We start from the raw sequence: 21,892 nt of genomic DNA, 5'->3' as shown, positions 1-21,892 counted from the left end.
TTTACCTTCCCCTGATTGGGAGGCGTTTCGTCGTGAAAGAATGAATGCGAAGACGAACAACGAAGCCTCCTGAAAAGGGGGCTTTTTTTATGCTCATAGTTTGGCAAATTCGATAGAAAGAAAGCACATAAAAAGGGTGAAATAATGACCGAGAATCCATTGCTGGCTCTACGTGAACGCATCAGCGCGCTGGATCTAAAATTACTAGCTTTACTGGCAGAAAGACGCCATCTCGCGGTAGAAGTCGCACAGTCCAAAATGCATTCTCACCGCCCTATCCGTGATAAAGAGCGCGAGAAAGAGTTGATTAACGCGTTGATTCTGGAAGGTAAAAAGCAGGGGCTGGATGGCCATTACATCACTCGCGTTTATCAGCTAATTATTGAAGACTCGGTGCTAACCCAGCAAGCTCTGCTGCAACAGCACCTGAATCAGACCACCTCTGACTCCGCCCGCGTCGCATTCCTCGGCCCGAAAGGCTCTTATTCGCACCTCGCGGCCCGTCAATACGCCGCCCGCCATTTCGAGCAATTCATCGAATGCGGCTGCCTTAAGTTCCAGGACATCTTCACTCAGGTTGAAACCGGCCAGGCCGACTACGCCGTGCTGCCGATTGAGAACACCAGCTCCGGATCTATCAACGACGTGTATGACATTTTGCAGCACACCAGCCTGTCGATTGTTGGCGAGCTGACCAACAATATTGACCACTGCGTGTTAGTGGCGGCGGATACCGACCTGTCGCAAATCCAGACCGTTTACAGCCACCCGCAGCCGTTCCAGCAGTGCAGCCAGTTCATCAATCGTTTCCCGCACTGGAAGATTGAGTATTGCGAAAGCACCGCGGCGGCGATGGAAAAAGTGGCGGCAGCTAACTCTCCGCACGTGGCGGCTCTAGGCAGTGAAGCCGGTGGCGCGCTCTACGGCTTGCAGGTGTTGGAGCATAATCTGGCCAACCAGCAGCAGAACATCACTCGCTTCATCGTGCTGGCGCGTAAAGCCATTGAGGTGACGGAGCAGGTCCCGGCTAAAACTACCTTTATCATGGCGACAGGCCAGCAGGCCGGTGCCTTGGTGGAAGCCCTGCTGGTGCTGCGTGAGCACGGTATTATCATGACCAAGCTGGAGTCGCGCCCAATCTACGGTAACCCGTGGGAAGAGATGTTTTATATCGACGTGCAGGCCAACTTGCGCTCGGCGGAGATGCAGGCAGCCTTGCTCGGGCTGGGCAAGATCACCCGTTCATTGAAAGTGCTGGGCTGCTATCCAAGCGAAAACGTGGTGGCGGTAAATCCAAATTAACTTTCTGTTGCGAGAAAAGTCTCTATCAATAGAAAGCGATTAACAGAAAGCAAAAAGGCCATCTCGTTTCCACGGATGGCCTTTTTAATTCAATTCCTTATCTCAGAAATCAGCGCTTAGCGGCGAATGTCGTTCGCCTGACGCAGCAGCGCCCCACTCTCTTTGAGGAATCGCGGCGCGTAGTCACCAAACCAGTTCTCAACCTGCTTAAACTTGTCGATGAAGGCCTGCTTATCGCCGTTCTCCAGCAGAGCTAAGGCGTCACCAAAACGCTGGTAGTAGCGTTTGATCAGCGCCAGATTGCTTTCTGAAGACATAATAATGTCCGCATAAAGTTGCGGGTCCTGCGCAAACAGTCGGCCAACCATCGCCAGTTCGAGACGGTAAATTGGCGAAGAGAGCGACAGTAACTGTTCAATCTGCACATTCTCTTCCGACAAATGCATGCCGTAGGCGAAAGTGGCGAAATGGCGCAGCGCCTGAATAAATGCCATGTTCTGGTCATGCTCGACGGCGCTGATTTTATGCAACCGCGCGCCCCACACCTGCAACTGCTCAAGCAGCCACTGGTAAGCCTGCGGCTCACGGCCGTCGCAGTACACCACGACCTGCTTGGCGAGGCTTCCAACATCAGGGCCGAACATTGGGTGCAGACCTAACACCGGGCCTTCGTGCGCCGCCAGCATGGCTTGCAGCGGGCGATTTTTGACGGACGCCAAATCAACCAGAATGCAGTCCGCAGGCAGTTTTGGTAAGCGACCAATCACCTCTTCTGTCGAATGAATTGGCACGCTGACAATCACCATTCCGGCATCAGCCAACAGGCTTTCGGCACGCGGCCAATCTTCCTGCTCCAGCACTTTCACCTGGTAGCCAGACAGCTCGAGCATGCGAGTGAACAGGCGCCCCATCTGGCCTTTACCGCCAACAATCACGATTGGGCGCAGCTCGGGATTCAGCGTTTTAAAGCCTTTATCATTCTCGCTAGAATAGGATTCACGCATCACGCGACGCAGCACGTCTTCAATCAAATCAGGGGGAACGCCCAGATTCTGCGCCTCCTGACGGCGCGAAGCGAGCATCGCCGCTTCACGCTCGGGAACATAAATCGGCAAGCCGTAGCGGCTTTTCACTTCGCCAACTTCAGCCACCAGATGGAGACGACGAGACAGTAAATCTAATAAAGCCTTGTCGACTTCATCAATCTGATCGCGCAATGCGTTAAGTTCAGCCACCATAAAACCATTATTCTCCTGCGATTCGTGCCGCCAGCGACTCGCCCAATTCCTGATGCATAGTACGCAGCAATGTTTCAGTGGTTTCCCAGTTAATGCAGGCGTCAGTCACGGACACACCGTATTTCATCTCTGAACGCGGCTGCTCGGAAGACTGGTTGCCTTCGTGCAGATTACTTTCCAGCATTAAACCGGTGATAGAGCGATTACCCGCTTTGATTTGATCAATGACCGACTGCGCCACAATCGTCTGGCGACGGTAGTCTTTATTCGAGTTGCCGTGGCTGCAATCTATCATCAAGGAAGGGCGGAGTCCCGCGTCCTGCATCTGTTTTTCACAGGCTTTTACATCTTCGCTGCTGTAGTTCGGGGTTTTGCCGCCGCGCAGAATCACGTGACCATCCGGGTTGCCCTGAGTCTGCAACAAGCAAACCTGACCAGCCTGGTTGATACCGACAAAGCGGTGCGCCATTTCAGCCGCACGCATAGCGTTGATGGCGGTGCCTAAGCTGCCGTCAGTACCATTTTTAAAGCCAACTGGCATGGAAAGGCCGGACGCCATTTCGCGGTGCGTCTGAGATTCCGTGGTACGCGCGCCGATGGCCGACCAGCTGAACAGGTCGCCGAGGTACTGCGGGCTGTTCGGATCCAATGCTTCGGTTGCCAGCGGCAGGCCAATACCGACCAGTTGCAGCAGCAGGTCACGGGCAATGTGCAGACCGGCTTCAACATCAAAAGTGCCGTCCATGTGTGGATCGTTGATCAAACCTTTCCAGCCCACGGTGGTACGCGGTTTTTCAAAATAGACGCGCATAACAATGTACAGACGATCGCTCAGCTCAGCCGCCAACGTTTTCAGATGACGCGCGTAATCCAGCGCGGCATCCACGTCGTGAATAGAGCAAGGCCCGCAGACCACCAGCAGGCGCGGATCACGGCCATGCACGATATCGGCAATGGTCTTACGCGCTTCGGCGATGTTGGTTTCATCGTTAATGCCCAGAGGGAAACGAAGTTTCAGCTCTTCTGGAGTAATAAGGATCTGTTCTGCGCTGATATGTACGTTGTTAAGTGCGTCTTTTTGCATGATGGCTGTCCACGGTCAGATAAGTAGATTGCTGAATATCAGCATGCAGTGACGATAACACAGCGCGAAAAACTTTCAAACCACCGATGTAAACTTTTAATTACCAATACAACCACCAACCAACCATTACGTAAACATAAGTTTCCATTTATCAGTTATCGCGGTCATTGATGTCCGTTTTAATTTCCACACAATAAGCAAACAGACTGAAAGCCACATAAATTGAAGAAATTTCGCACAAGCATGGGAGGACATGAGGCACGGCTCTGAAAATAAAATAACGCGGGAGAAAATAGAGGGAATGAGGCCGAGATGCCACCCGCCATCGTCGCCATGAAGGCGACACTGACGGAGTGAGATGCCCCACCCTGAATGCGATAACACTGCGAGGCGGGTTGGCTGGAAGCCGTCTTAAAGGTTACGTTCGAGGGTGATGAACACTTGGCCTAAGGCTTTCACATCGTCGACATTACAGTCGAAGGTGGTGGCCTGACTGGTGATTTTTAAACGGTTTCCGGGCAAACGCGCCACGTCATACACGTCAACATCGCCATCGATATCAAGCAGCCAGCGGCCATTGCCGATATTGGCGCTGCCTAAATCGATGATCCAAGAGTGATTGCCTTTAACCAGATAGGTCGGCTTTTCCACGGAAGCGTCCACCAGCGAGCTATCAACCGCCCACAGGCCCTCGTCTTCCAACGCGCCGCCGCGCAATCTCAATTTTGCAAGTTTAGTGATGGCGTCGCCCGACTGTTGAGCATTCGGCTGATTGTCATGCATATCGCCCTTGCCCGTCGCCAGCCAACGCAAAGAAACGCCGGTATCGATAGCGCAAGCCACTACCACATCGCCGGGGAAGTAATCTCTTCTTACCCAAGTACTTATGGTACCTGAGGAGAGACCATACAAGTCACCCAGCTCTTTTTGCATGCTGAAACCGTATGCCTGTAGCATCCGTCCCAGCACGGCTTTACCACCTTCGAGTTCATCCAGCCGCATCTCGCAAAAACCTCTCAAACTTAAAAAACCATCTTGACGACTTGCAAAATCAAGTTTAAATTTCATCTATAGCCTGAAATTGGACGCGTAATGATAACAAATTTCGCGCCAAGGCGATCATTATCTATTCATTCTCAACTTCCAAACCGTGAAAACTGGGAGGAAACCATGTTTATGGGCAGCAAAACCCAGCGTGAACAAGGATTACATCACCTTGAAATGATTAAAAAACGGCATTTCCACACCACGGGTAATCAGATGCAGACGCTATTTGATAACGCGCCGGAAGAGTGGAAAAGAACCCTGTGTTTCCTCGCGGGATTGAAGGTCAGGCACGTCAACATGACCTTTGAAGAGCTCTCTCCCGGTGAAAAACAGTCCGTGATTGACGCCGTGCTGGCGATTAAGCAGTTCGGCAGCAGGCTGAATAATCTCTTCAGGTAAGCCTAGAAACTCGCTCTCCACCCTTAACTCAACAATGACGTGTAACCCGTCGGGCCTCCCATTAGCTAAAACCGGAGTCTGGCGGCTGACGATTTATAAGGAAAACACCATGCCCGATTGGATAGACGATGCGCAAGAGTGGCAGGCCAAAGTGCTCGATGCCCAGATTGCGCAGGCGAAAACGGCGGTACGCCAAGCTTCTGCCTTCTTTTGTGAGGATTGCGCCGAAGAGATACCTGAGCCGCGACGACGATTAATTATCGGCGTGCAGCGCTGTATACATTGCCAGGAAATTGCTGAGAAGAATGCCCGGCATTTTCGACACCCTTAATTGGACATCTGCCCTATGCATCACCTTCATCGCGGGCGTTTCGCCCCGACGCCACCGCCGCGTTTTCCCCCACCCGCCGCCGCGCCCTTTGTCGGCCAGTGGTGGTGGAATGCGCCGCGTAAGGCGATAACGCGCGAAGTTTCCGCGCCAATCTATCAGGTAGATAGCCAAGCCCAGGCGGCGCTGAGCCAGCTTCTCGCCCTGCCCGCCTGCCTGCGCTTTCCATTGCAACAGCGCTACCAGCACCTGTTAGATGATGAAGGCAGGCAGAAGGCAAATGCCTTTCTCAAGCAGACATTTGCCCAGCGGCTATGGCCAAGGGTGCAGAAAGTCATGGGGAAGAATCAACTCAAACGGCAAGTTTCGCTGCGCTTTCTGGCCGAAGAAGAGACCTATAACCGCCTGCCCGATTTAAATGAAAAACAGCTGAAAAGTCTGGCATGGCGAGTAGCTGCGCACTGCCACGAAGCTTATGAACACCTGTGCGACCGCCAGCTTGCGCTGACAAGCTCTCCGGAGGATTTGCTCAGCGATGCCACGCAAAACCAGCTCTACTCGATAGTGGCTGGTATGGCGCGTGCCTTAAACGTCACGCCTTTGCACTGGTCGCGCTTCACTGAGGGCAAGCTGGATGCTCACGCCGCCATCGCCAGCTTGTCGCGGCTGGTGAATGCCGACTGGTGGCGAAGCCAGCTCCTTGCTCAACAGGCGCGCTGGCGCGAGGCGTTGATGATTGCCGGAGGTTATGTCAACCGCCGCGTCTCGGCCTATGTCAGCAAAAACGCCCAGCGCGAGGTGCGCTCGCGACGCCTTTCGATGATTAATTATCTCAAGCAAAACGATTTGCAGAACGAGCAGACCGGCGAGCGCATCAATATGCTGGAGACGGTTATGTCGAGCATTGCTAACCCGGCCATTCGCCGGATGGAGCTGATGACGCTAATTGCCGGAGTCGAGCAGGTCGCCAGCGATCAGGGCGATCGCGGCCTGTTTATCACCCTGACCACGCCGTCGAAATACCACCCTACCCGCATGTTCAACGGCCATGTGAATTTCAACGGCCGCTGGGATGAGCAGGCTTTTTCGCCGAAAGATGCTCAACGCTATCTGGTCGCCGTGTGGGCGAAAGTCCGCACGGCGTTCAAAGATAAAAACATCAAAATCTACGGCGTCCGGGTGGTAGAGCCGCACCACGACGGCACGCCGCACTGGCACCTGATGCTGTTTACCGCGCCAAGCCAGCAACAAACCGCCATCGACATTATGCGCCGCTACGCCTTGCAGGAAGAGGGCGACGAGCCGGGCGCAGCTAAAAACCGTTTCGACTGTAAGCCGCTGAATCGCGGCGGCGCGGCGGCTTACATCGCTAAATACATCTCGAAAAATATCGACGGCTACGCGCTGGATGGCGAAGTGGATTTCGACTCCGGCAAGCCGCTGAAAGAGAGCGCCGCCGCCGTCACCGCCTGGGCGTCCACTTGGCGCATCCCGCAATTTCACCCCATCGGCCTGCCCTCGGTGGGTACTTACCGCGAGTGTCGGCGTATTCGCGGCGTCAGTCTGGAAAACAGCTTTGACCGCCGAGTGGAAGAGGTGCGCCACGCCGCCGACTGCGGCGACTACGCGGGCTACATTCACTCGCAGGGCGGCACCAATGTTCCGCGCCACCAGCAAACGGTGCGCGTTGCCCGCCAACCCCGCGGGCGTTTCAATCGCTACGCCGAAGAGCAGAAAGAGGTGGTCGGCATCTATGCTCCGCATCTGGGTGAAGATCATTGCTACCAGACACGTTTCAGCCGCTGGCGGGTGGTTCGCCGTGAGCCAAATAGTGAAAGAGTTTCCACCGATAAAGATATTCCTATGCCTTGGAGTTCTGTCATTAACTGTGGAAATGCTTATGTATTAAAGGAGCAGCAAACCACTGGGAAGCCGTCAAAAACGCCGGTTAATGGCTGGGATTCTTTTAAGATGAAAAATGAGTATCGGCGCAAAGAAATAACACTAAATCAATCAATTAGTGCATTTCAAAGACACACAGTATTGACGTGATCCTTTAATTAAATAATACTGTATATAAACACAGTGAATGAAGGGCCGCACGGTGGAAAACCTAAATAAACAACAATTAATACTCTCGCGTATTCAGGTCATTGCCGACATCTCGCAGACGGCGCAATGCAATTCGCAAGAGTTCCTTATTGTCATGTCGTTGATTTCAGAACTGGCGAGTCAGGCCCTGCCTGATAACCATAATGAAACCTTGCTGTGCAACGTGGATGACGATCTCGGTCGCAAAAATCCATAACGCAAAGAGTCAGGCGCTTACGCCACCTTGTTTCGGTTCGCCGAAAGTTGGCTAAGCGCGCCTGCTTTCACCCTGTTGTTTCGCGTCTCCTCCTGTTGCTCCACTCTCCTTAAAAAACGTTTGCCCCTCGCCCCACTCTCTGTTGTGCCATTAGGTTCACAACCGCGTCTCGTTGCGCCCGTAAGCCACATTCCAGACACTAACTACTCCTCCCAGCTCATCCACACAAAACCGGAAAACCATCATGAAACTTTATGCACAACAAGGGGATACCGTTGATTCGATGTGCTGGCGCGTTTATGGCCGCACCGCCTCAATGGTGGAAAAAGTCTACAGCCTGAACAAAGGCATTGCGGATTTTGGCCCCATCCTGCCCCACGGCACCCCGGTCGAGATGCCGGATCAGGTGGAGAAGTCAGTCAAAGAGTCCATCAGATTATGGGACTAACCGCCGAACGCGTGGCTTCGGCCTGCGCTTACCTCATCGCGACGTTCATGGCCTGGCTGGGTGGGCTGTCGCTGGAGGATATCGCCTTTCTGGTCGGCTCCGGCGTCGGCATCGGTACCTTTTTAGTCAACTGGTACTACCGTCGAAAAAGCTATCTGCTGCTGGCCCGAAGCGGGCTGAGTAAGGAGAAATATGAACGCCTCAATTCTTAAAAAATGCAGCGCCGCCGTGGTTCTCGGGCTGATGTTTCTGCTGCCGGGCTACTTGTCTATCTCTACCTCGGTCGAGGGGCTGAAGCTGATTGCCGATTTCGAAGGCTGCCAGTTATCGCCTTACCAATGCAGCGCCGGGGTCTGGACCAGCGGTATTGGTCACACGGCGGGCGTGGCGCCCACCGGGCAGATAACCGAGCATCAGGCCGCCGAAAACCTGCTGGCGGATATCAAAAATGTCGAAAAAGGCCTGCAAGCCTGCATGCCGGTGGAGATGCCGCAGCCGGTGTATGACGCCGTGGTGGCGTTTACCTTCAATGTGGGCGTGCGCGCCTCGTGCAACTCGACGCTGGCGTTTTTCATCAAAAAACATCAGTGGCGCGATGCCTGCGAGCAGCTGCCGCGCTGGGTGTTTGTTAATGGCGTGCGCACCGCCGGGCTTGAACGCCGCAGAGCCGCAGAACGGGCTTTGTGCCTGAAAGGAGCCTGATATGCGCGTACTGTTTATCGCCCTTTTCGTGTTGGGTCTGGCGCTGCTGGGGATGATTGTTTACAGCCACGGATTGCAGCGCGACAAGCACGAACTGACCCAAAGCCGCGACGCGCTGGCCCAGCAGCTCAGCCAGCGCGACCAGCTGATCGCTGAACTCAACCAGCAGATGCAAACCCGTGAACAGGCTGAGGCCACGCTGCGCGATGCGTTAGCGCAGGCCAACGGCCTGGTTTGGCAACGAGAACAACGCTTTCAAAGGAGCCGCAATGATGATCCCTTGGTTAAAACCTGGGCTGATAGTGCTCTGCCCGCTGCTGTTAGCCAGCTGCACCAGCGCCCCGCCTTCAGCTCCGCCACAGATTATTTACATTGGCTGTCCGCCAGTCAGCGCCTGCCAGGTACCCGCCAGCCATCCCAAAAATAACGGCGATTTGAGCGCCGACGTCCGTCAACTTGAAGCCGCGCTGCTCTCATGCGGCCTACAGGTCGACGCCATTAAACAGTGTCAGGAGACTTATCGTGTTAAAACCCAAGCAACTTCAACAGCGGCTCATTGAGCAAATCCCCGAGCTGAACGCCCATCCAGAAATCTTAAAAGTGACCGCAGGTCCGGGGAGCGTGGTGGCCACGCCGGCGCCCTCCCTCTCCTTTGAATATCACTACCCCTTAACGCTGGCCGTCACCACGGCGGACCTCAGCGAATCCCTTGCCGATCCTATCGTGGTCGAGGTGCTGGACTGGCTGACCGTCAACCAGCCGGAAGTGATGAGCAGCAGCGCGCGGCGGCTGACGGATTTCACCTTCACCCAGCTGGCCGACACATTAACCCTGACGCTGCAACTCACCGAGCGCGTGCAGGTGAAGGACGCCGACGGCGTGCGCACCATCACCCACTTGCCCGAGCCGCCGCTGCCGGAAAACAACGCGCGACCGCGCCAGGTTTACCTCAATGGCGAGCTGATCAGCCAATGGGCTGAGTAACCTTTTCGGCTACCGCTCGTTGTGCCACGGCCCGCCGGACGGTCTCCGATTGTCGACTTCCCTCGTTAAACGGCATCCTTAATCCCATGAACACATACACACAAATCAACGACATGATGCGGCTGATCAACAACCTGATTCGCATCGGCAATGTCAGCGCGGTCGACCTCGAGAATGCGCGCTGCCGCGTCGCCAGCGGCGATAACACCACAGCATGGCTACCGTGGCTGACCAGCCGCGCGGGCAAGAGCCGCAGTTGGTGGGCGCCCTCGGTGGGGGAGCAGGTGCTGCTGCTGTCGATGGGCGGCGAGCTGAACACGGCTTTCGTGCTGCCTGCGATTTTCTCCGACGCCAACCCGGCCCCTTCGGCCTCTGCCGACGCGGTTCACCTCAGTTTCCCGGACGGCGCGGTTATCGAGTATGAACCGGCAACCAGCGCTCTGACCGTGATCGGCGTGAAAACCGCCACCCTGAGCGCGGCGGAGAAAGTGACAGTCACCGCGCCGCAGATTGAATGCCACGCCAGCACCCGCATCACCCTCGACAGCCCGGAAGTGGTCTGCACCCACAAGCTCACCACCGGCTCACTCGAGGTGCAACAGGGCGGCAGCATGACCGGCGATATCAGCCACAGCGGCGGTAGCCTGACGTCCAACGGCATCGCCTTACACACCCACCGCCACGGCGGCGTTCAGACCGGCGGCGGCCAAACCGGAGGACCGCAATGAGTGAAGCTAAATATCTCGGCATGGCTCGCGACACGGGACTGGCAATCGAAGATCTCGACCATATTCGCCAGTCAGTGAGCGACATTTTACAGACCCCGATTGGGTCACGCGTGATGCGCCGCGAGTACGGCTCATTGCTTTCCGAACTCATCGACCAACCGCAAAACGACGCGCTGCGCCTGCAAATCATGGCAGTTTGCTACACCGCGCTGTTGCAGTGGGAGCCGCGAGTTTCGCTGACCTCCATCACTTTCAATGCCGACTATAACGGCAAGATGGTGGTCGACATGACCGGCAGCCGTAGCGATACGGACACCGAATTTTCCCTGAGCATTCCTGTGAGCTGAGACTATGGCGACTATCGATTTAAGCCAGTTACCCGCCCCCAATGTGGTGGAGCAACTGGACTATGAAAGCTTATTTGCAGAACGTAAATCCACGCTGATTTCGCTCTATCCGCCCGAGCAACAGGAGGCTATCAGCCGCACCCTGTCGCTGGAATCCGAGCCGTTGGTCAAGCTGTTGCAGGAGAACGCCTACCGCGAAGTGATCCTGCGCCAGCGGATTAACGAAGCCGCGCGCGCCGTGATGGTGGCCTACGCCACCGGCAGCGATTTGGACCAGTTGGCGGCCAATAATGGCGTGCAGCGTCTGGTGCTCAAACCGGCCGACAGCAGCACCATTCCCCCCACTGACGCCGTGATGGAAAGCGACAGTGACCTGCGCATGCGCATCCCACAAGCTTTCGAAGGGTTGAGCGTGGCGGGGCCGAGTGGTGCTTATGAGTTTCATGCTCGCAGTGCCGATGGCCGCGTGGCAGACGCGTCAGCCATCAGTCCATCTCCTGCCGAAGTCACGATCACCATTTTGTCGCGTGATAACGATGGCAAAGCCACACCAGATTTATTGGCCGCGGTGGATAAAGCGCTGAATGACGAAGACGTTCGCCCCGTCGCAGACCGGGTCACCGTGCAGGCCGCCGAGATTGTGCCTTACCAGATTGACGCGGTGCTCTACGTGCTGCCCGCCCCTGAAATCGAACCCGTGCGCGCGGCCTCTGAAGCACAGCTCAAAAAGTACATCAACACCCAAGGGCGGCTAGGTCGTGACATTCGCCTGTCGGCTATTTATGCCGCGCTGCACGTTGAAGGTGTTCAGCGTGTAGAGCTGCAATCGCCGCTGGCGGATATCGTGCTGGATAAAACTCAGGCCTCGCTGTGCACGGCCTACAGCCTGTCGGTCGGAGGGTCTGATGAATGATCGCCTGCTGCCTTCCGGCTCAACGCAACTTGAAATCGCGGCAGCCGAGGCACTCTCACACATAGCCCGTCTGCCGGTCCCGCTGCGCCTGTTGTGGAACCCGGATACCTGCCCGCTGCCTCTGCTGCCCTATCTGGCGTGGGCGTTTTCGGTCGACAGATGGGATGAGAAATGGTCTGAATCAGCGAAACGCGCGGCGGTGCGCGCCGCCTGGTTTATTCATAAACACAAAGGCACCACCGGCGCGTTGCGTCGGGTGGTCGAGCCGCTGGGCTATCTGATCCGCGTCATAGAGTGGTGGCAAACCCAAGACGCACCTGGCACGTTTCGTCTGGACGTTGGCGTGCTGGAAACCGGTATCACCGAAGAGATGTACCAAGAGCTTGAGCGCCTGATTGCCGACGCCAAGCCTTGTAGCCGCCATCTGATTGGGTTGTCAATCAATCTCGATGTCAGCGGCGATTGCCTGATAGCTGCCGCGAGTTACGACGGCGAAGAGCTGACGGTTTACCCCTATTTCCCTGAAACCATTACCGCGTCCGGCGCTGCAATCACCGGTTCAGCAATCCATTTAATCGACAACCTGAGAGTAAACTATGACAGCTAAATTTTTTGCCCTGCTGACCAATCAGGGCGCAGCCAAACTGGCTAATGCGACCGCGCTCGGTACGCAATTGAGCCTTACCCAAATGGCGGTGGGCGACGGCGGCGGCGTATTGCCAACGCCCTATCCTGCTCAAACTAAGCTGATTGGCGAAAAGCGCCGAGCGTCGTTGAATTCGCTAAGCGTTGACCCGGCGAATACCAACCAGATCATCGCCGAGCAGATTATCCCTGAGGATCAGGGCGGTTTCTGGATCCGCGAAATCGGCTTATTCGACCAAGACAATACGCTGATCGCCATCGCCAATTGCCCAGAGACATATAAGCCTCAGTTGCAAGAAGGCAGCGGGCGAACCCAAACCGTGCGCATGATCATCGTTGTCAGCAGCACCGACGCGGTCACCCTGAAAATCGATCCGTCAGTGGTGCTGGCTACCCGCAAATACGTCGACGATAAGGTCATCGAGGTTAAAGCCTATACCGATGATCAATTAGCCAAACACGTCGCGGCAGCCAATCCGCATAATCAGTATTTGCAGATCAGTAAATCTCTGGCAGAAATCAAAACCCTTGGCCCAGATGCCGTTTCAGCGGTTCTTTCAAACCTTGGTTTAAAGGAGCGAGGTTTTGAGTATTCGGGTGTGAGTGGATTTGGAAACAAAACTAGCATTTCTGCCAGTGATTTTGGCAGCGTCATCGTCATTGAGGCAAATGGTCAGACTATAAAGTTGCCAACTATGAATACTCTTCCAGCCGGTAAACTAATCACCATTTACTGCTTCGGCGGGAATGGTTCCCCAGTGGTTCTTCAGACTCAACAGGGTAATTATTTTTCTAATGGACCTGAGGGAAATAGAACAACAACAATAACTCTAACAACACAAGAAACATTAACTATTGTCAGTGAGGGCAGCACGAGCCCAAATTGGGAGATCTATGGGAATGGCACTCTTAAATATTCACCATTGTTTGGCTCAAGTTTATTCCCCAACGGATACCAACGACTTCCTAGTGGGTTAATTATACAATGGGGAGAGGCGGCAACTAGTTCAAACAGCCTAGTATCTCTACCGTTTCCGATTCCCTTCCCTAATAACGTTTACCAAGCCACTGGTTCAGCTGTAGACGTAAATAATGCTAACATCGTCATGATGAAGCCTTCGGATAGAATTAATTTCGTAGTAGCCGCGTGGGCAACAACCAACGGAGGAACTCTATATCGAGTACAAACACCTATTAGCTGGATCGCAATTGGAGATTAAAAATGCAATATATTTTTAGCGCAAAAACAATGGCTTTTTATCCCGTTATTTTAAAGGATGATTATGTTAGCTCTGGATCATGGCCTGAGGACGGAGTAAGGGTAACGGATGAAATTTACAATGAATTCATTAATTCACCCCAAAATAAAAGTATACCTGGTGCAGATGAAAATGGTTTTCCAATATGGGTACCACGACCACCACTAACTAGGAATGAGATAATTTCTATAAATGAAGAGAAAAAAAACTCTAAAATCTCCGAAGCCAACTCGTTTATTAATAATAAACAATGGCCTGGGAAAGTAGCATTAGGTAGACTGAAGGACGATGAATTTAAAAAATACAACCTTTGGTTAGATTACCTTGATGCATTAGAGAACATTGAAATTCCCGTAGATTCAGACATCACATGGCCTAAGAAACCAGAGTAAAAATAAATTTCAAGGGGCGACATATTATGGATGTTAAAATTTAATATCTCCCCCTTTTCCTTTAAAAGAAATCGCATAAAAAAACTCAGTAAACCAAAAGAAAAACACCCCGCATCACTAAATAAACCCGAGCAGCACGCTTATTAAAACGTTCAACACTGACACCCTCCTAAAATAACCACTAGATGTTATTTTTTTTGAACTATATATAAAGCATTATAAATATGAATCAAGAAATCTTTTTAACCAATCGAAGTTAAATAACCCCCGCCCTGTTGTGCCATTCCCCCCACGCCTGCCATCGAGTGCAGGCTTCTCTCTTTGTCGGCATCCTTGCTTCACCACCCACAAAAGAGAGAGTCAACCCGATGGCTGATTATCACCACGGCGTACGTGTTGTTGAAATCAACGACGGTACACGCGTTATTTCTACTGTTTCAACCGCTGTTATCGGCTTAGTTTGTACTGCCGAAGACGCGGACAAAACCCTGTTCCCACTCAACACTCCGGTGTTGATCACTGACGTGCTGGCTGCCAGCGGCAAGGCGGGTAAAACCGGTACGCTCGGCCCGGCGTTGTTGGCAATCGCTGACCAATGTAAGCCGGTGACGGTGGTTGTGCGCGTTGCCGAAGGCGAAGATGAGGCAGCGACGACCACCAATATCATCGGCGGTTCTGATGCCAACGGTCGTTACACCGGCATGAAAGCCCTGCTTTCTGCACAGGCTGAGCTGGGCGTTAAACCGCGCATTCTTGGCGTACCGGGACATGACAACCAAGCCGTCGCAACGGCGCTGGCGGCAGTTTGCCAACAGCTGCGCGCTTTCGGCTATGTCAGCGTTTATGGTGCGAAAACCATTTCTGACGCCATTAAGTATCGCGAGAACTTCAGCCAGCGCGAGCTGATGCTGATCTGGCCTGATTTCGTTAACTGGAACACCACAACCAGCCAGTCTGATATTGCCTATGCTTCAGCGCGGGCGCTGGGCCTCCGTGCCAAAATCGACCAGGAAACTGGCTGGCATAAAACCCTGTCTAACGTCGGCGTCAACGGCGTAACCGGCCTGTCCGCCAGCGTGTTCTGGGACTTGCAAGCTACCGGCACCGACGCAGACCTGCTGAACGAAGCCAGCGTCACCACGCTGGTACGCAAAGATGGCTTCCGTTTTTGGGGCAACCGCACCTGTAGCGACGACCCACTTTTCGCCTTTGAAAACTACACCCGCACAGCACAAGTTCTGGCTGACACCATGGCCGAAGCGCACATGTGGGCGGTCGATAAGCCACTCACGCCGTCCCTGATCCGCGACATGATTGACGGCATCAAAGCCAAAATGCGCGAGATGAAATCCGCGGGTTACATCATTGATGGCAACTGCTGGTATGACGAATCGGCCAACACGCCTGAGACGCTGAAAGCGGGCAAGCTGTACATCGATTACGACTACACGCCGGTTCCACCACTTGAAGATCTGACCCTGCGCCAACGCATCACCGATAAATATCTGGTGAACTTTGCCGCCTCCGTGAACAGCTAAGGAGAATTTGACTCATGGCACTCCCTAAGAAACTGAAATACCTGAACCTGTTCAATGACGGGAACAGCTACCTCGGCGTGGTCTCCTCGCTGACTCTGCCAAAACTGACTCGCAAGCTGGAAAACTACCGTGGCGGCGGCATGAGCGGCTCGGTCTCCGTGGACTTCGGCCTGGACGACGACGCGCTGGCGCTGGAATGGACCATCGGCGGCATGGACGAACTGGTGTTGCAGCAGTGGGGCAGCACGGCGGATATCCCGCTGCGCTTTGCTGGCTCCTTCCAGCGTGACGACACTGGCGATATCTCCGCAGTCGAAGTGGTGATGCGCGGCCGCCACAAAGAGTTCGACTTCGGCGAATACAAGCAAGGCGAAGACACCGAAACCAAGATTTCGACCCAGTGTACTTACTTCAAGCTGACCATTGATGGCAAAGAGCTGATTGAAGTCGACACCGTCAACATGGTTGAAATCGTCAACGGCGTTGATCGTCTGGCAGAGCATCGCTCGGCGCTCGGCCTGTAATCCCCCCTGCTCTCTAGCCGGCAGCAATTGCCGGCTTCTTTTGCATTAGTCTCCAATATCGTATCGAGGAAATCTCATGAGCACAGTTGAAAACCACGACAACACCGTCATTCTTGATGTCCCGCTAAAGCGCGGCGACGTAGAAATTAGTGAAATTCAGGTGACCAAACCCAATGCGGGTAGCCTGCGCGGTATCGGCCTGGCGGCGCTGGCGAACGCCGACGTTGACGCATTGATCACCATTCTTCCCCGCATCACCTACCCGAACCTGACCAAAGAAGAGTGCTCACGCCTGGAGTTGCCGGACCTGATTGCGCTGGCAGGCAAGGTGATCGGTTTTTTATCGCCGAAACAGGACGGGTAGAGATATCCCCCCGCCTGACCGTGGATGATCTCATGGCAGATATCGCGGTGATTTTTCATTGGCCGCCGTCCGAAATGGACGGCATGTCGCTAACCGAACTGATGAACTGGCGATATAAGGCGTTGCAACGCAGCGGAGTAAAAACTGATGAGTAATCTTGAGCAAATGCCCGAGACGCTGGGGCGGATCAGGCAAGAAATGTTGTCATTAGCGCAGGCCAGTGCCGACGTGTGGGCGCGCCTTAGGACCCCGCCTCCAATGACCTTGTTCAGCATGGTCACCAGTGACATTCGCGAGGCAAGTAAGGAGTTAATTTCGTTCAACCAGCAGAGTAAAGCGATCAATAAGCTGGAGTCGACACAGGACAAAATGCAGCTGAGCCGCCAACGGCTAGACAGCGCTAAGGCTCGCGTTGTCTCACTGGAGGCGGATATTCATCTGTCTACGCCAGAAAACCACTCTGCCGTGCAGCAGCAGATTCTGCAAGAAGCCCGGAGTATCAGCGCTAAACAGTTTAAAAAGCATGAGATTTTGAGTAAATCGGTCAGCAAGCAAACTGAATCGCTGCGCGCCAAAGGGATTAACACCGATGATATTCCGGCGGAGAAACTGCGTGTTCAAGATCAGATCCAGACGACGGCTGCCAGTCGTCAGCAATCGCTGGAGCTCAAAGGTAATCTGATTGGGCAAAAATATAAAAATCGCCAACAGAGTGTTTCTCAACTTAAAAACGCGAGTGCTTCAGCCAAGGCTTTCGCACAACCCAAACTCGAGCTGGTAAAAAACCTGCTCAAGCCCGGTGCCGATTTAGAGGCGGGGCTTTCTGAGGTGCAAGCCATGCTGCATCTCAATAATGGCGATTCGCGCACGGCGGCGCTGCGCCAACAGAGTTTGTCGATGGCGGCTTCTGGCCATGCGCCTTCCGACGTCGTGGCGAAGCAAAAAGAGCTGGCTAAAGGCGGCATGAGTGCCGATCAGGTGTTGGCTCAGACTCCGGTGGCGCTGAACGGCGCAACGCCAGCAGAGCAAATGGCCGTCACGGTCAAAGGCGACAATCTGGATGGCGATATCACCAAGTTGTTCGCCAGCTGGGACACCATCCGCATCAACCTGTTTGCAGGCCAAAGCGACGCATTGCGCCAGCTAACCCAGACCGCCACCGGCTGGCTGAACACCCTCAACACCTGGATAACCGATAACCCACAGATGGTGAACGCCCTGCTCGGTCTGGCTTTAGGCGTCACCGGCTTGATTAGCGGACTGGGCTTCTTAGGCGGCGTTATCGCGCCGGTGCTGAGTGGCGTAAATATGCTGATGGCGGGTGCCGGGTTGCTGGGGACGGTGTTTAGCGGCGCGGGCGGCATTATGGCCGGAGCCTTTGCTGCAGTTGGCGGCCCGGTCGTGGCGCTTATCGCCATTATTGCCGGTATCGCCATTGTGGTAGCGCAGCTATGGGAGCCGATCAAAGCCTTTGTTGGCGGTGTTATTGAAGGTTTTACTGCCGCTATGGGTCCGGTCAGTGATGCTTTCGCTCCCTTCAAAACCGCCTTGGGCTGGATAACCGACCTGTTTAAGCCCATCGAATTTACCCAAGAAACACTGAATGGTGTAGGAGATGTTGGCAAGAAAGTGGGGGCTGCCATTGCACAATTGTTTTTAGATTTAAACGAGGCCTTCTCACAGATGGGGGCTGTATTTAACTGGGTCCGTAAGGGAATAGATTCATTATTTGGTTGGAATAAGTCCGATGACAAGGGGTCATCAGGCAGTGCATCTGCTGAGCCAAATGCACCGTTATTTGGCGACAGCGCGCCTCCTAGCGGCGGTGCCCTCAACCTGTATCAACCCGCGAGAACGAATAGCTCAAACTCATTAACTGACAACCGTTCCACCACATTTAACTTAAGTTACAACACAACTAACGGTGCTGATAAAGACCAATTTACTGGTTGGTTCAACGACGCCATCAATCAGCGCGAATGGAATAAAACCAACGACCGGCTAGGCCAGTTTGGCTATGGAGGTATGTACTCATGATGATGACGCTAGGTTTATTTGTCTTCAAACTCAGAACCTTACCCTATCAGACTTTGAAAAGAGACGTCGGCTACGGCTGGGTGGAAAATAAGCGCGTTGGACAACGCCCGATCACTCAATACCTTGGCTTGGGTACCGAAACTATCACCCTCACCGGTCAGCTCTTGCCGGAAGTCACCGGAGGCCAAACCTACCTGCAAGTGTTTGAAAGTATGGCGGACTCGGGGCGAGCTTGGCCGCTAATTGAAGGTAGCGGCACCATCTATGGCATGTTTGTGGTTCAAAGCTTTAATCACACCAACTCACAGCTAAACACCGATGGCCGGGCGCGTAATATCAGCTTTGAACTGACGCTTAAACGCGTCGATGAGTCCTATGCGGCCATGTTCGGTGATCTACAGGAGCAGGCAAAGGGGTTGTATAACAAGGCGAGTAACACCGTAAAACAACTCTTTCCTAATGGAGTAAGCCTATGATAACCCAACTACAATTGCCCGCTGGGGCGAAAATCATGCCTGACTTTATGCTGAGCGTAGAAGATAAAGCTTTAGAAAGAAACGTCAGCGAGCGCGTGATGTCATTGCAAATGACCGACAACAGCGGTTTTGCCGCTGATATGCTAAATATCACTTTTGATGATAGTGATGGCGCATTCCAAATGCCCGAGCGCGGCACCGTTTTGAGCCTAAGTCTGGGCTGGGCGGGTCAAAACCTGATTGGCTGTGGCCGTTTTGTGGTAGATACCGTGATACACAAAGGAGCACCGGACACTCTCGACGTCACTGCAAGAAGTGCCGACTTGCGTGAATCAATGAACACTCAGGGAAGTTATTCTTACGATGACACCACTCTGGGTGCGATCGTTAATCTGATATCTCGCCGTAATAAGCTGCCTCCGGCAAACTTATTGCCGGAAATGGCGGCGATAAAGATTGCCCATATTGACCAGACTGGCGAAACCGATGCCTTCTTCCTTATGCGGCTGGCGCAAATGTATGGCGCTCAGGCTACGGTAAAGTACGGCCAAATTATCTTTATCAAGCCGGGGTATGGCATCACGGGTTCGGGTAAAGCTATCCCATGGATGACAATTGAACGTTCGGACGGTGACACGCATTCATTTAAATTATCCGACGTGCTGGCCTACAGCGGCGTAAAAGCCAAATGGCATGATGTGAAAAAGGGGCAATCCAATAAGGTCGGCGTGCAGCGAACCGAGAAGGCAAATAGCAGTGCTAAGGTGTCGCATCCTAATGCTAAAACACCGGCATCGCCAAGTGCTGCGGGAAGCGCCAAGGAGGAGAGTTACATCTCTGGCTCCAATAAGAAAGTACTGGAGCTGAATAAAATTTATCCCGATGAGGAGTCTGCTACTCGCGCGGCTGATGCGATTTTTAAGCAGATCCAATATGACGCTGCCACCTTCGACATAACTTTGGCCTTAGGCAGGGCTGATCTGTTCGCGCAAACTCCCGTGACTGTCAGTGGTTTTAAAGACGTGATTGACCAGCAGCGCTGGATCATCGATTCCGTGGTTCATGATGTTGCTGGACAGGGGTTCGTCACCACCTTGAAATTGAAGGTATATGTAGAGGATATTACTTACCAAGCAACTTCAATATAATATAAACTTGCTTTTGCGAGATTCATGTTTCATAATCACTACAACGCTTACCCAAACGCTGGAGGTTTTTATGATGCATTGCCCACTATGCGGAAAAGTCGCTCATACCCGCTCGAGCCGCTATCTCAGTGAATCTACCAAAGAACGTTATCATCAGTGCCAGAATATTGAATGCAGCTGCACCTTTGCGACTCACGAATCCGTGGCTCGGGTTATTTCCAAGCCGGGTGTGAATTTGCAAGCTGGAATGCGCGCAGTCTAAGCTTCTTCAGTATCGACAACACCCTCTATTTTTTGCTCCTCCCTTTGCCTGCTACCCCGCAGGCTTTTTTGTGTAGCCAATTTGTAGTCACTGAGCACAAAAAAAAGGGGTTAGCCGATGGCTAACCCCTTGTTCTATATTAACTATTAGATGTCGCGTTAGCGATACCTTAGTTAAGACGCTCTTTGATACGAGCTGACTTACCAGTACGCTCACGCAGGTAGTACAGTTTAGCTTTACGAACGGCACCACGACGTTTAACAGCAATGCTGTCGATTACTGGGGAGTGAGTTTGGAATACACGCTCAACACCTTCGCCGTTAGAAATTTTGCGAACAGTGAATGCAGAGTGCAGACCGCGGTTACGGATAGCGATAACCACGCCCTCGAATGCCTGCAGACGCTTTTTAGAACCTTCAACGACCCATACCTTAACTTCCACGGAATCACCCGGACGGAATGAAGGTACGTCTTGCTTCATCTGCTCTTGTTCGATTTGTTTAATGATATTGCTCATAATATGTCTCTTACCCTAGGTAAACTGATATATCGGGAGGGCTCAGCGCTAAGCTTGAGCGTTCCCTTCATAGTCTTGTTGACTGAGTCGATGTTCCTTTTGGAACTCTCTCAGCAACACCTCTTGCTCGTCAGTCAGAGCTAGGTTTTCTAGAAGTTCAGGTCTTCTAAGCCAGGTTCGACCCAGCGACTGTTTCAGGCGCCAGCGACGTATATCAGCATGATTTCCCGACAGCAGAACTGGCGGTACCTCCATACCTTCTAACACTTCAGGGCGGGTGTAGTGAGGGCAATCCAGCAAACCATCCGCAAAAGAATCTTCCTCTGCTGAGGCCTGACGACCCAAGACGCCCGGTATAAAGCGGGAGACTGAATCAATCAGCGTCATTGCCGGTATTTCTCCACCACTGAGAACGTAATCGCCAATTGACCATTCTTCGTCAATTTCGGTTTTGATCACGCGCTCATCAATCCCTTCATAGCGCCCACAAACCAGAATAATTTTCTGGTGGGCCGCCAGTTCGCAAACACCGGTTTGATCCAGTTTGCGACCCTGAGGTGAAAGATAAATCACTTTCACACCTTCGCCTGCCGCCGCTTTAGCTGCGTGGATCGCTTCCCGCAAGGGTTGCACCATCATCAGCATTCCGGGACCGCCGCCGTAAGGCCGCTCATCCACGGTACGATGTCGATCGTATGCGAAGTCACGAGGACTCCAGCAATTTACGCTCAACAGGCCATTCTTTACTGCCCGGCCAGTTACCCCGTAATCGGTAATTGCGCGGAACATCTCAGGAAACAGGCTAATTATACCGATCCACATAGCCCACTCCCTTCAAACGATTGTCCACCCAACCTGCCTTTAGCTACTTCGGTACAAAATACGTCAGTAAAAGCTACGGA

Annotated in this window: 30 protein-coding genes and 1 other annotated feature (1 of these 31 only partly in view); of the genes, 25 read left to right on the top strand and 5 right to left on the bottom strand. The window is 53.3% G+C overall.

Annotated features, from left to right (window positions below; genetic code table 11):
* Positions 1 to 91, top strand: a sequence feature (Phe leader region); it begins 34 nt to the left of the window's first position.
* Positions 92 to 144: 53 nt separating this feature from the next.
* Entirely contained in the window at positions 145 to 1,302 is a 1,158-nt protein-coding gene (gene pheA / locus V2154_RS03695; protein ID WP_353501101.1) for a bifunctional chorismate mutase/prephenate dehydratase, read from the top strand.
* Positions 1,303 to 1,418: 116 nt separating this feature from the next.
* Here the strand turns inward: pheA and tyrA are convergent, their stop codons facing one another.
* The 3 genes from tyrA to V2154_RS03680 all read right to left on the bottom strand — a co-directional run bounded on the left by tyrA (position 1,419) and on the right by V2154_RS03680 (position 4,626).
* Positions 1,419 to 2,540 (bottom strand): bifunctional chorismate mutase/prephenate dehydrogenase, encoded by a 1,122-nt coding sequence (gene tyrA, locus V2154_RS03690; RefSeq protein ID WP_034787743.1) that lies wholly within the window; start codon positions 2,538 to 2,540, stop codon positions 1,419 to 1,421.
* Between the two features lie 7 nt (positions 2,541 to 2,547).
* Positions 2,548 to 3,624, bottom strand: coding sequence for a 3-deoxy-7-phosphoheptulonate synthase (locus tag V2154_RS03685; RefSeq protein ID WP_034787741.1), 1,077 nt, complete (start codon positions 3,622 to 3,624; stop codon positions 2,548 to 2,550).
* A gap of 411 nt (positions 3,625 to 4,035) precedes the next feature.
* On the bottom strand, positions 4,036 to 4,626 hold the full coding sequence (locus tag V2154_RS03680; protein WP_100938270.1) for a phage repressor protein CI: 591 nt from the start codon (positions 4,624 to 4,626) through the stop codon (positions 4,036 to 4,038).
* A gap of 174 nt (positions 4,627 to 4,800) precedes the next feature.
* On the opposite strand from V2154_RS03680, the gene V2154_RS03675 reads away from it, so the two are divergent.
* From V2154_RS03675 to V2154_RS03560, 24 genes are all read left to right on the top strand, one after another.
* The gene (locus V2154_RS03675) at positions 4,801 to 5,070 is read left to right on the top strand and encodes a hypothetical protein (protein ID WP_353501100.1); all 270 of its coding nucleotides are present in this window, start codon (positions 4,801 to 4,803) and stop codon (positions 5,068 to 5,070) included.
* Between the two features lie 109 nt (positions 5,071 to 5,179).
* Positions 5,180 to 5,401 (top strand): TraR/DksA C4-type zinc finger protein, encoded by a 222-nt coding sequence (locus V2154_RS03670; protein ID WP_353501099.1) that lies wholly within the window; start codon positions 5,180 to 5,182, stop codon positions 5,399 to 5,401.
* A gap of 15 nt (positions 5,402 to 5,416) precedes the next feature.
* The gene (locus V2154_RS03665; RefSeq protein WP_353501098.1) at positions 5,417 to 7,450 is read left to right on the top strand and encodes a replication endonuclease; all 2,034 of its coding nucleotides are present in this window, start codon (positions 5,417 to 5,419) and stop codon (positions 7,448 to 7,450) included.
* Between the two features lie 52 nt (positions 7,451 to 7,502).
* On the top strand, positions 7,503 to 7,706 hold the full coding sequence (locus V2154_RS03660; RefSeq protein WP_353501097.1) for a hypothetical protein: 204 nt from the start codon (positions 7,503 to 7,505) through the stop codon (positions 7,704 to 7,706).
* Between the two features lie 244 nt (positions 7,707 to 7,950).
* Positions 7,951 to 8,154, top strand: coding sequence for a tail protein X (locus V2154_RS03655; RefSeq protein WP_353501096.1), 204 nt, complete (start codon positions 7,951 to 7,953; stop codon positions 8,152 to 8,154).
* A complete protein-coding gene (locus V2154_RS03650; protein WP_353501095.1) occupies positions 8,145 to 8,366 on the top strand; it encodes an HP1 family phage holin in 222 nt (73 codons plus the stop codon). The genes V2154_RS03655 and V2154_RS03650 overlap by 10 nt, the downstream gene beginning before the upstream one ends.
* Complete coding sequence (locus V2154_RS03645) at positions 8,347 to 8,856, top strand: lysozyme (RefSeq protein WP_353501094.1); 510 nt, start codon at positions 8,347 to 8,349, stop codon at positions 8,854 to 8,856. Before V2154_RS03650 ends, V2154_RS03645 begins: the two co-directional genes overlap by 20 nt.
* 1 nt (position 8,857) lies before the next feature.
* Positions 8,858 to 9,283: an Rz-like lysis system protein LysB gene (gene lysB, locus V2154_RS03640; protein ID WP_353501093.1), complete on the top strand. Its 426-nt coding sequence runs from the start codon at positions 8,858 to 8,860 to the stop codon at positions 9,281 to 9,283.
* On the top strand, positions 9,171 to 9,416 hold the full coding sequence (lysC, locus tag V2154_RS03635; protein WP_353503907.1) for an Rz1-like lysis system protein LysC: 246 nt from the start codon (positions 9,171 to 9,173) through the stop codon (positions 9,414 to 9,416). The genes lysB and lysC overlap by 113 nt, the downstream gene beginning before the upstream one ends.
* On the top strand, positions 9,379 to 9,840 hold the full coding sequence (locus tag V2154_RS03630) for a phage tail protein (RefSeq protein WP_353501092.1): 462 nt from the start codon (positions 9,379 to 9,381) through the stop codon (positions 9,838 to 9,840). Before lysC ends, V2154_RS03630 begins: the two co-directional genes overlap by 38 nt.
* An 86-nt stretch (positions 9,841 to 9,926) precedes the next feature.
* Positions 9,927 to 10,568, top strand: a complete 642-nt coding sequence (locus tag V2154_RS03625) for a phage baseplate assembly protein V (RefSeq protein ID WP_353501091.1) — start codon at positions 9,927 to 9,929, stop codon at positions 10,566 to 10,568.
* Entirely contained in the window at positions 10,565 to 10,915 is a 351-nt protein-coding gene (locus V2154_RS03620) for a GPW/gp25 family protein (protein ID WP_034787717.1), read from the top strand. The genes V2154_RS03625 and V2154_RS03620 overlap by 4 nt, the downstream gene beginning before the upstream one ends.
* 4 nt (positions 10,916 to 10,919) lie before the next feature.
* Positions 10,920 to 11,828, top strand: a complete 909-nt coding sequence (locus V2154_RS03615; protein WP_353501090.1) for a baseplate assembly protein — start codon at positions 10,920 to 10,922, stop codon at positions 11,826 to 11,828.
* A complete protein-coding gene (locus V2154_RS03610) occupies positions 11,821 to 12,435 on the top strand; it encodes a phage tail protein I (RefSeq protein WP_353501089.1) in 615 nt (204 codons plus the stop codon). Before V2154_RS03615 ends, V2154_RS03610 begins: the two co-directional genes overlap by 8 nt.
* Positions 12,425 to 13,693, top strand: coding sequence for a phage tail protein (locus V2154_RS03605; RefSeq protein WP_353501088.1), 1,269 nt, complete (start codon positions 12,425 to 12,427; stop codon positions 13,691 to 13,693). Before V2154_RS03610 ends, V2154_RS03605 begins: the two co-directional genes overlap by 11 nt.
* Before the next feature lie 2 nt (positions 13,694 to 13,695).
* Positions 13,696 to 14,124, top strand: coding sequence for a tail fiber assembly protein (locus V2154_RS03600; RefSeq protein ID WP_353501087.1), 429 nt, complete (start codon positions 13,696 to 13,698; stop codon positions 14,122 to 14,124).
* 368 nt (positions 14,125 to 14,492) lie between these two features.
* Positions 14,493 to 15,662 carry a phage tail sheath protein gene (locus tag V2154_RS03595; protein ID WP_100937975.1) on the top strand — a complete coding sequence of 390 codons (1,170 nt, stop codon included), beginning with the start codon at positions 14,493 to 14,495 and terminating at the stop codon, positions 15,660 to 15,662.
* 14 nt (positions 15,663 to 15,676) lie between these two features.
* A complete protein-coding gene (locus V2154_RS03590) occupies positions 15,677 to 16,186 on the top strand; it encodes a phage major tail tube protein (protein ID WP_034787699.1) in 510 nt (169 codons plus the stop codon).
* A gap of 76 nt (positions 16,187 to 16,262) precedes the next feature.
* Positions 16,263 to 16,550, top strand: coding sequence for a phage tail assembly protein (locus V2154_RS03585; RefSeq protein ID WP_353501086.1), 288 nt, complete (start codon positions 16,263 to 16,265; stop codon positions 16,548 to 16,550).
* Between the two features lie 32 nt (positions 16,551 to 16,582).
* Positions 16,583 to 16,705: a GpE family phage tail protein gene (locus V2154_RS03580; protein WP_034787693.1), complete on the top strand. Its 123-nt coding sequence runs from the start codon at positions 16,583 to 16,585 to the stop codon at positions 16,703 to 16,705.
* Complete coding sequence (locus V2154_RS03575; RefSeq protein ID WP_353501085.1) at positions 16,698 to 18,587, top strand: phage tail tape measure protein; 1,890 nt, start codon at positions 16,698 to 16,700, stop codon at positions 18,585 to 18,587. Before V2154_RS03580 ends, V2154_RS03575 begins: the two co-directional genes overlap by 8 nt.
* Positions 18,584 to 19,063, top strand: a complete 480-nt coding sequence (locus V2154_RS03570) for a phage tail protein (protein ID WP_034787692.1) — start codon at positions 18,584 to 18,586, stop codon at positions 19,061 to 19,063. Before V2154_RS03575 ends, V2154_RS03570 begins: the two co-directional genes overlap by 4 nt.
* Positions 19,060 to 20,211 (top strand): contractile injection system protein, VgrG/Pvc8 family, encoded by a 1,152-nt coding sequence (locus tag V2154_RS03565; protein ID WP_353501084.1) that lies wholly within the window; start codon positions 19,060 to 19,062, stop codon positions 20,209 to 20,211. Before V2154_RS03570 ends, V2154_RS03565 begins: the two co-directional genes overlap by 4 nt.
* Positions 20,212 to 20,281: 70 nt before the next feature.
* Positions 20,282 to 20,473 carry an ogr/Delta-like zinc finger family protein gene (locus V2154_RS03560; RefSeq protein WP_072009850.1) on the top strand — a complete coding sequence of 64 codons (192 nt, stop codon included), beginning with the start codon at positions 20,282 to 20,284 and terminating at the stop codon, positions 20,471 to 20,473.
* A 169-nt stretch (positions 20,474 to 20,642) separates the two neighbouring features.
* On the opposite strand, the gene rplS is transcribed toward V2154_RS03560, so the two are convergent.
* Positions 20,643 to 20,990, bottom strand: a complete 348-nt coding sequence (gene rplS, locus V2154_RS03555; protein ID WP_003849035.1) for a 50S ribosomal protein L19 — start codon at positions 20,988 to 20,990, stop codon at positions 20,643 to 20,645.
* Positions 20,991 to 21,038: 48 nt separating this feature from the next.
* Complete coding sequence (gene trmD / locus V2154_RS03550) at positions 21,039 to 21,812, bottom strand: tRNA (guanosine(37)-N1)-methyltransferase TrmD (protein ID WP_034787671.1); 774 nt, start codon at positions 21,810 to 21,812, stop codon at positions 21,039 to 21,041.
* Positions 21,813 to 21,892: the final 80 nt, after the last annotated feature.

Origin of the sequence: Ewingella sp. CoE-038-23 (assembly GCF_040419245.1) — a bacterium.
GTDB classification, from domain to species: domain Bacteria; phylum Pseudomonadota; class Gammaproteobacteria; order Enterobacterales; family Enterobacteriaceae; genus Ewingella; species Ewingella allii.
Note: the sequence above shows the minus strand (reverse complement) of the source record. Positions and strands in the feature narration are given on the sequence as shown.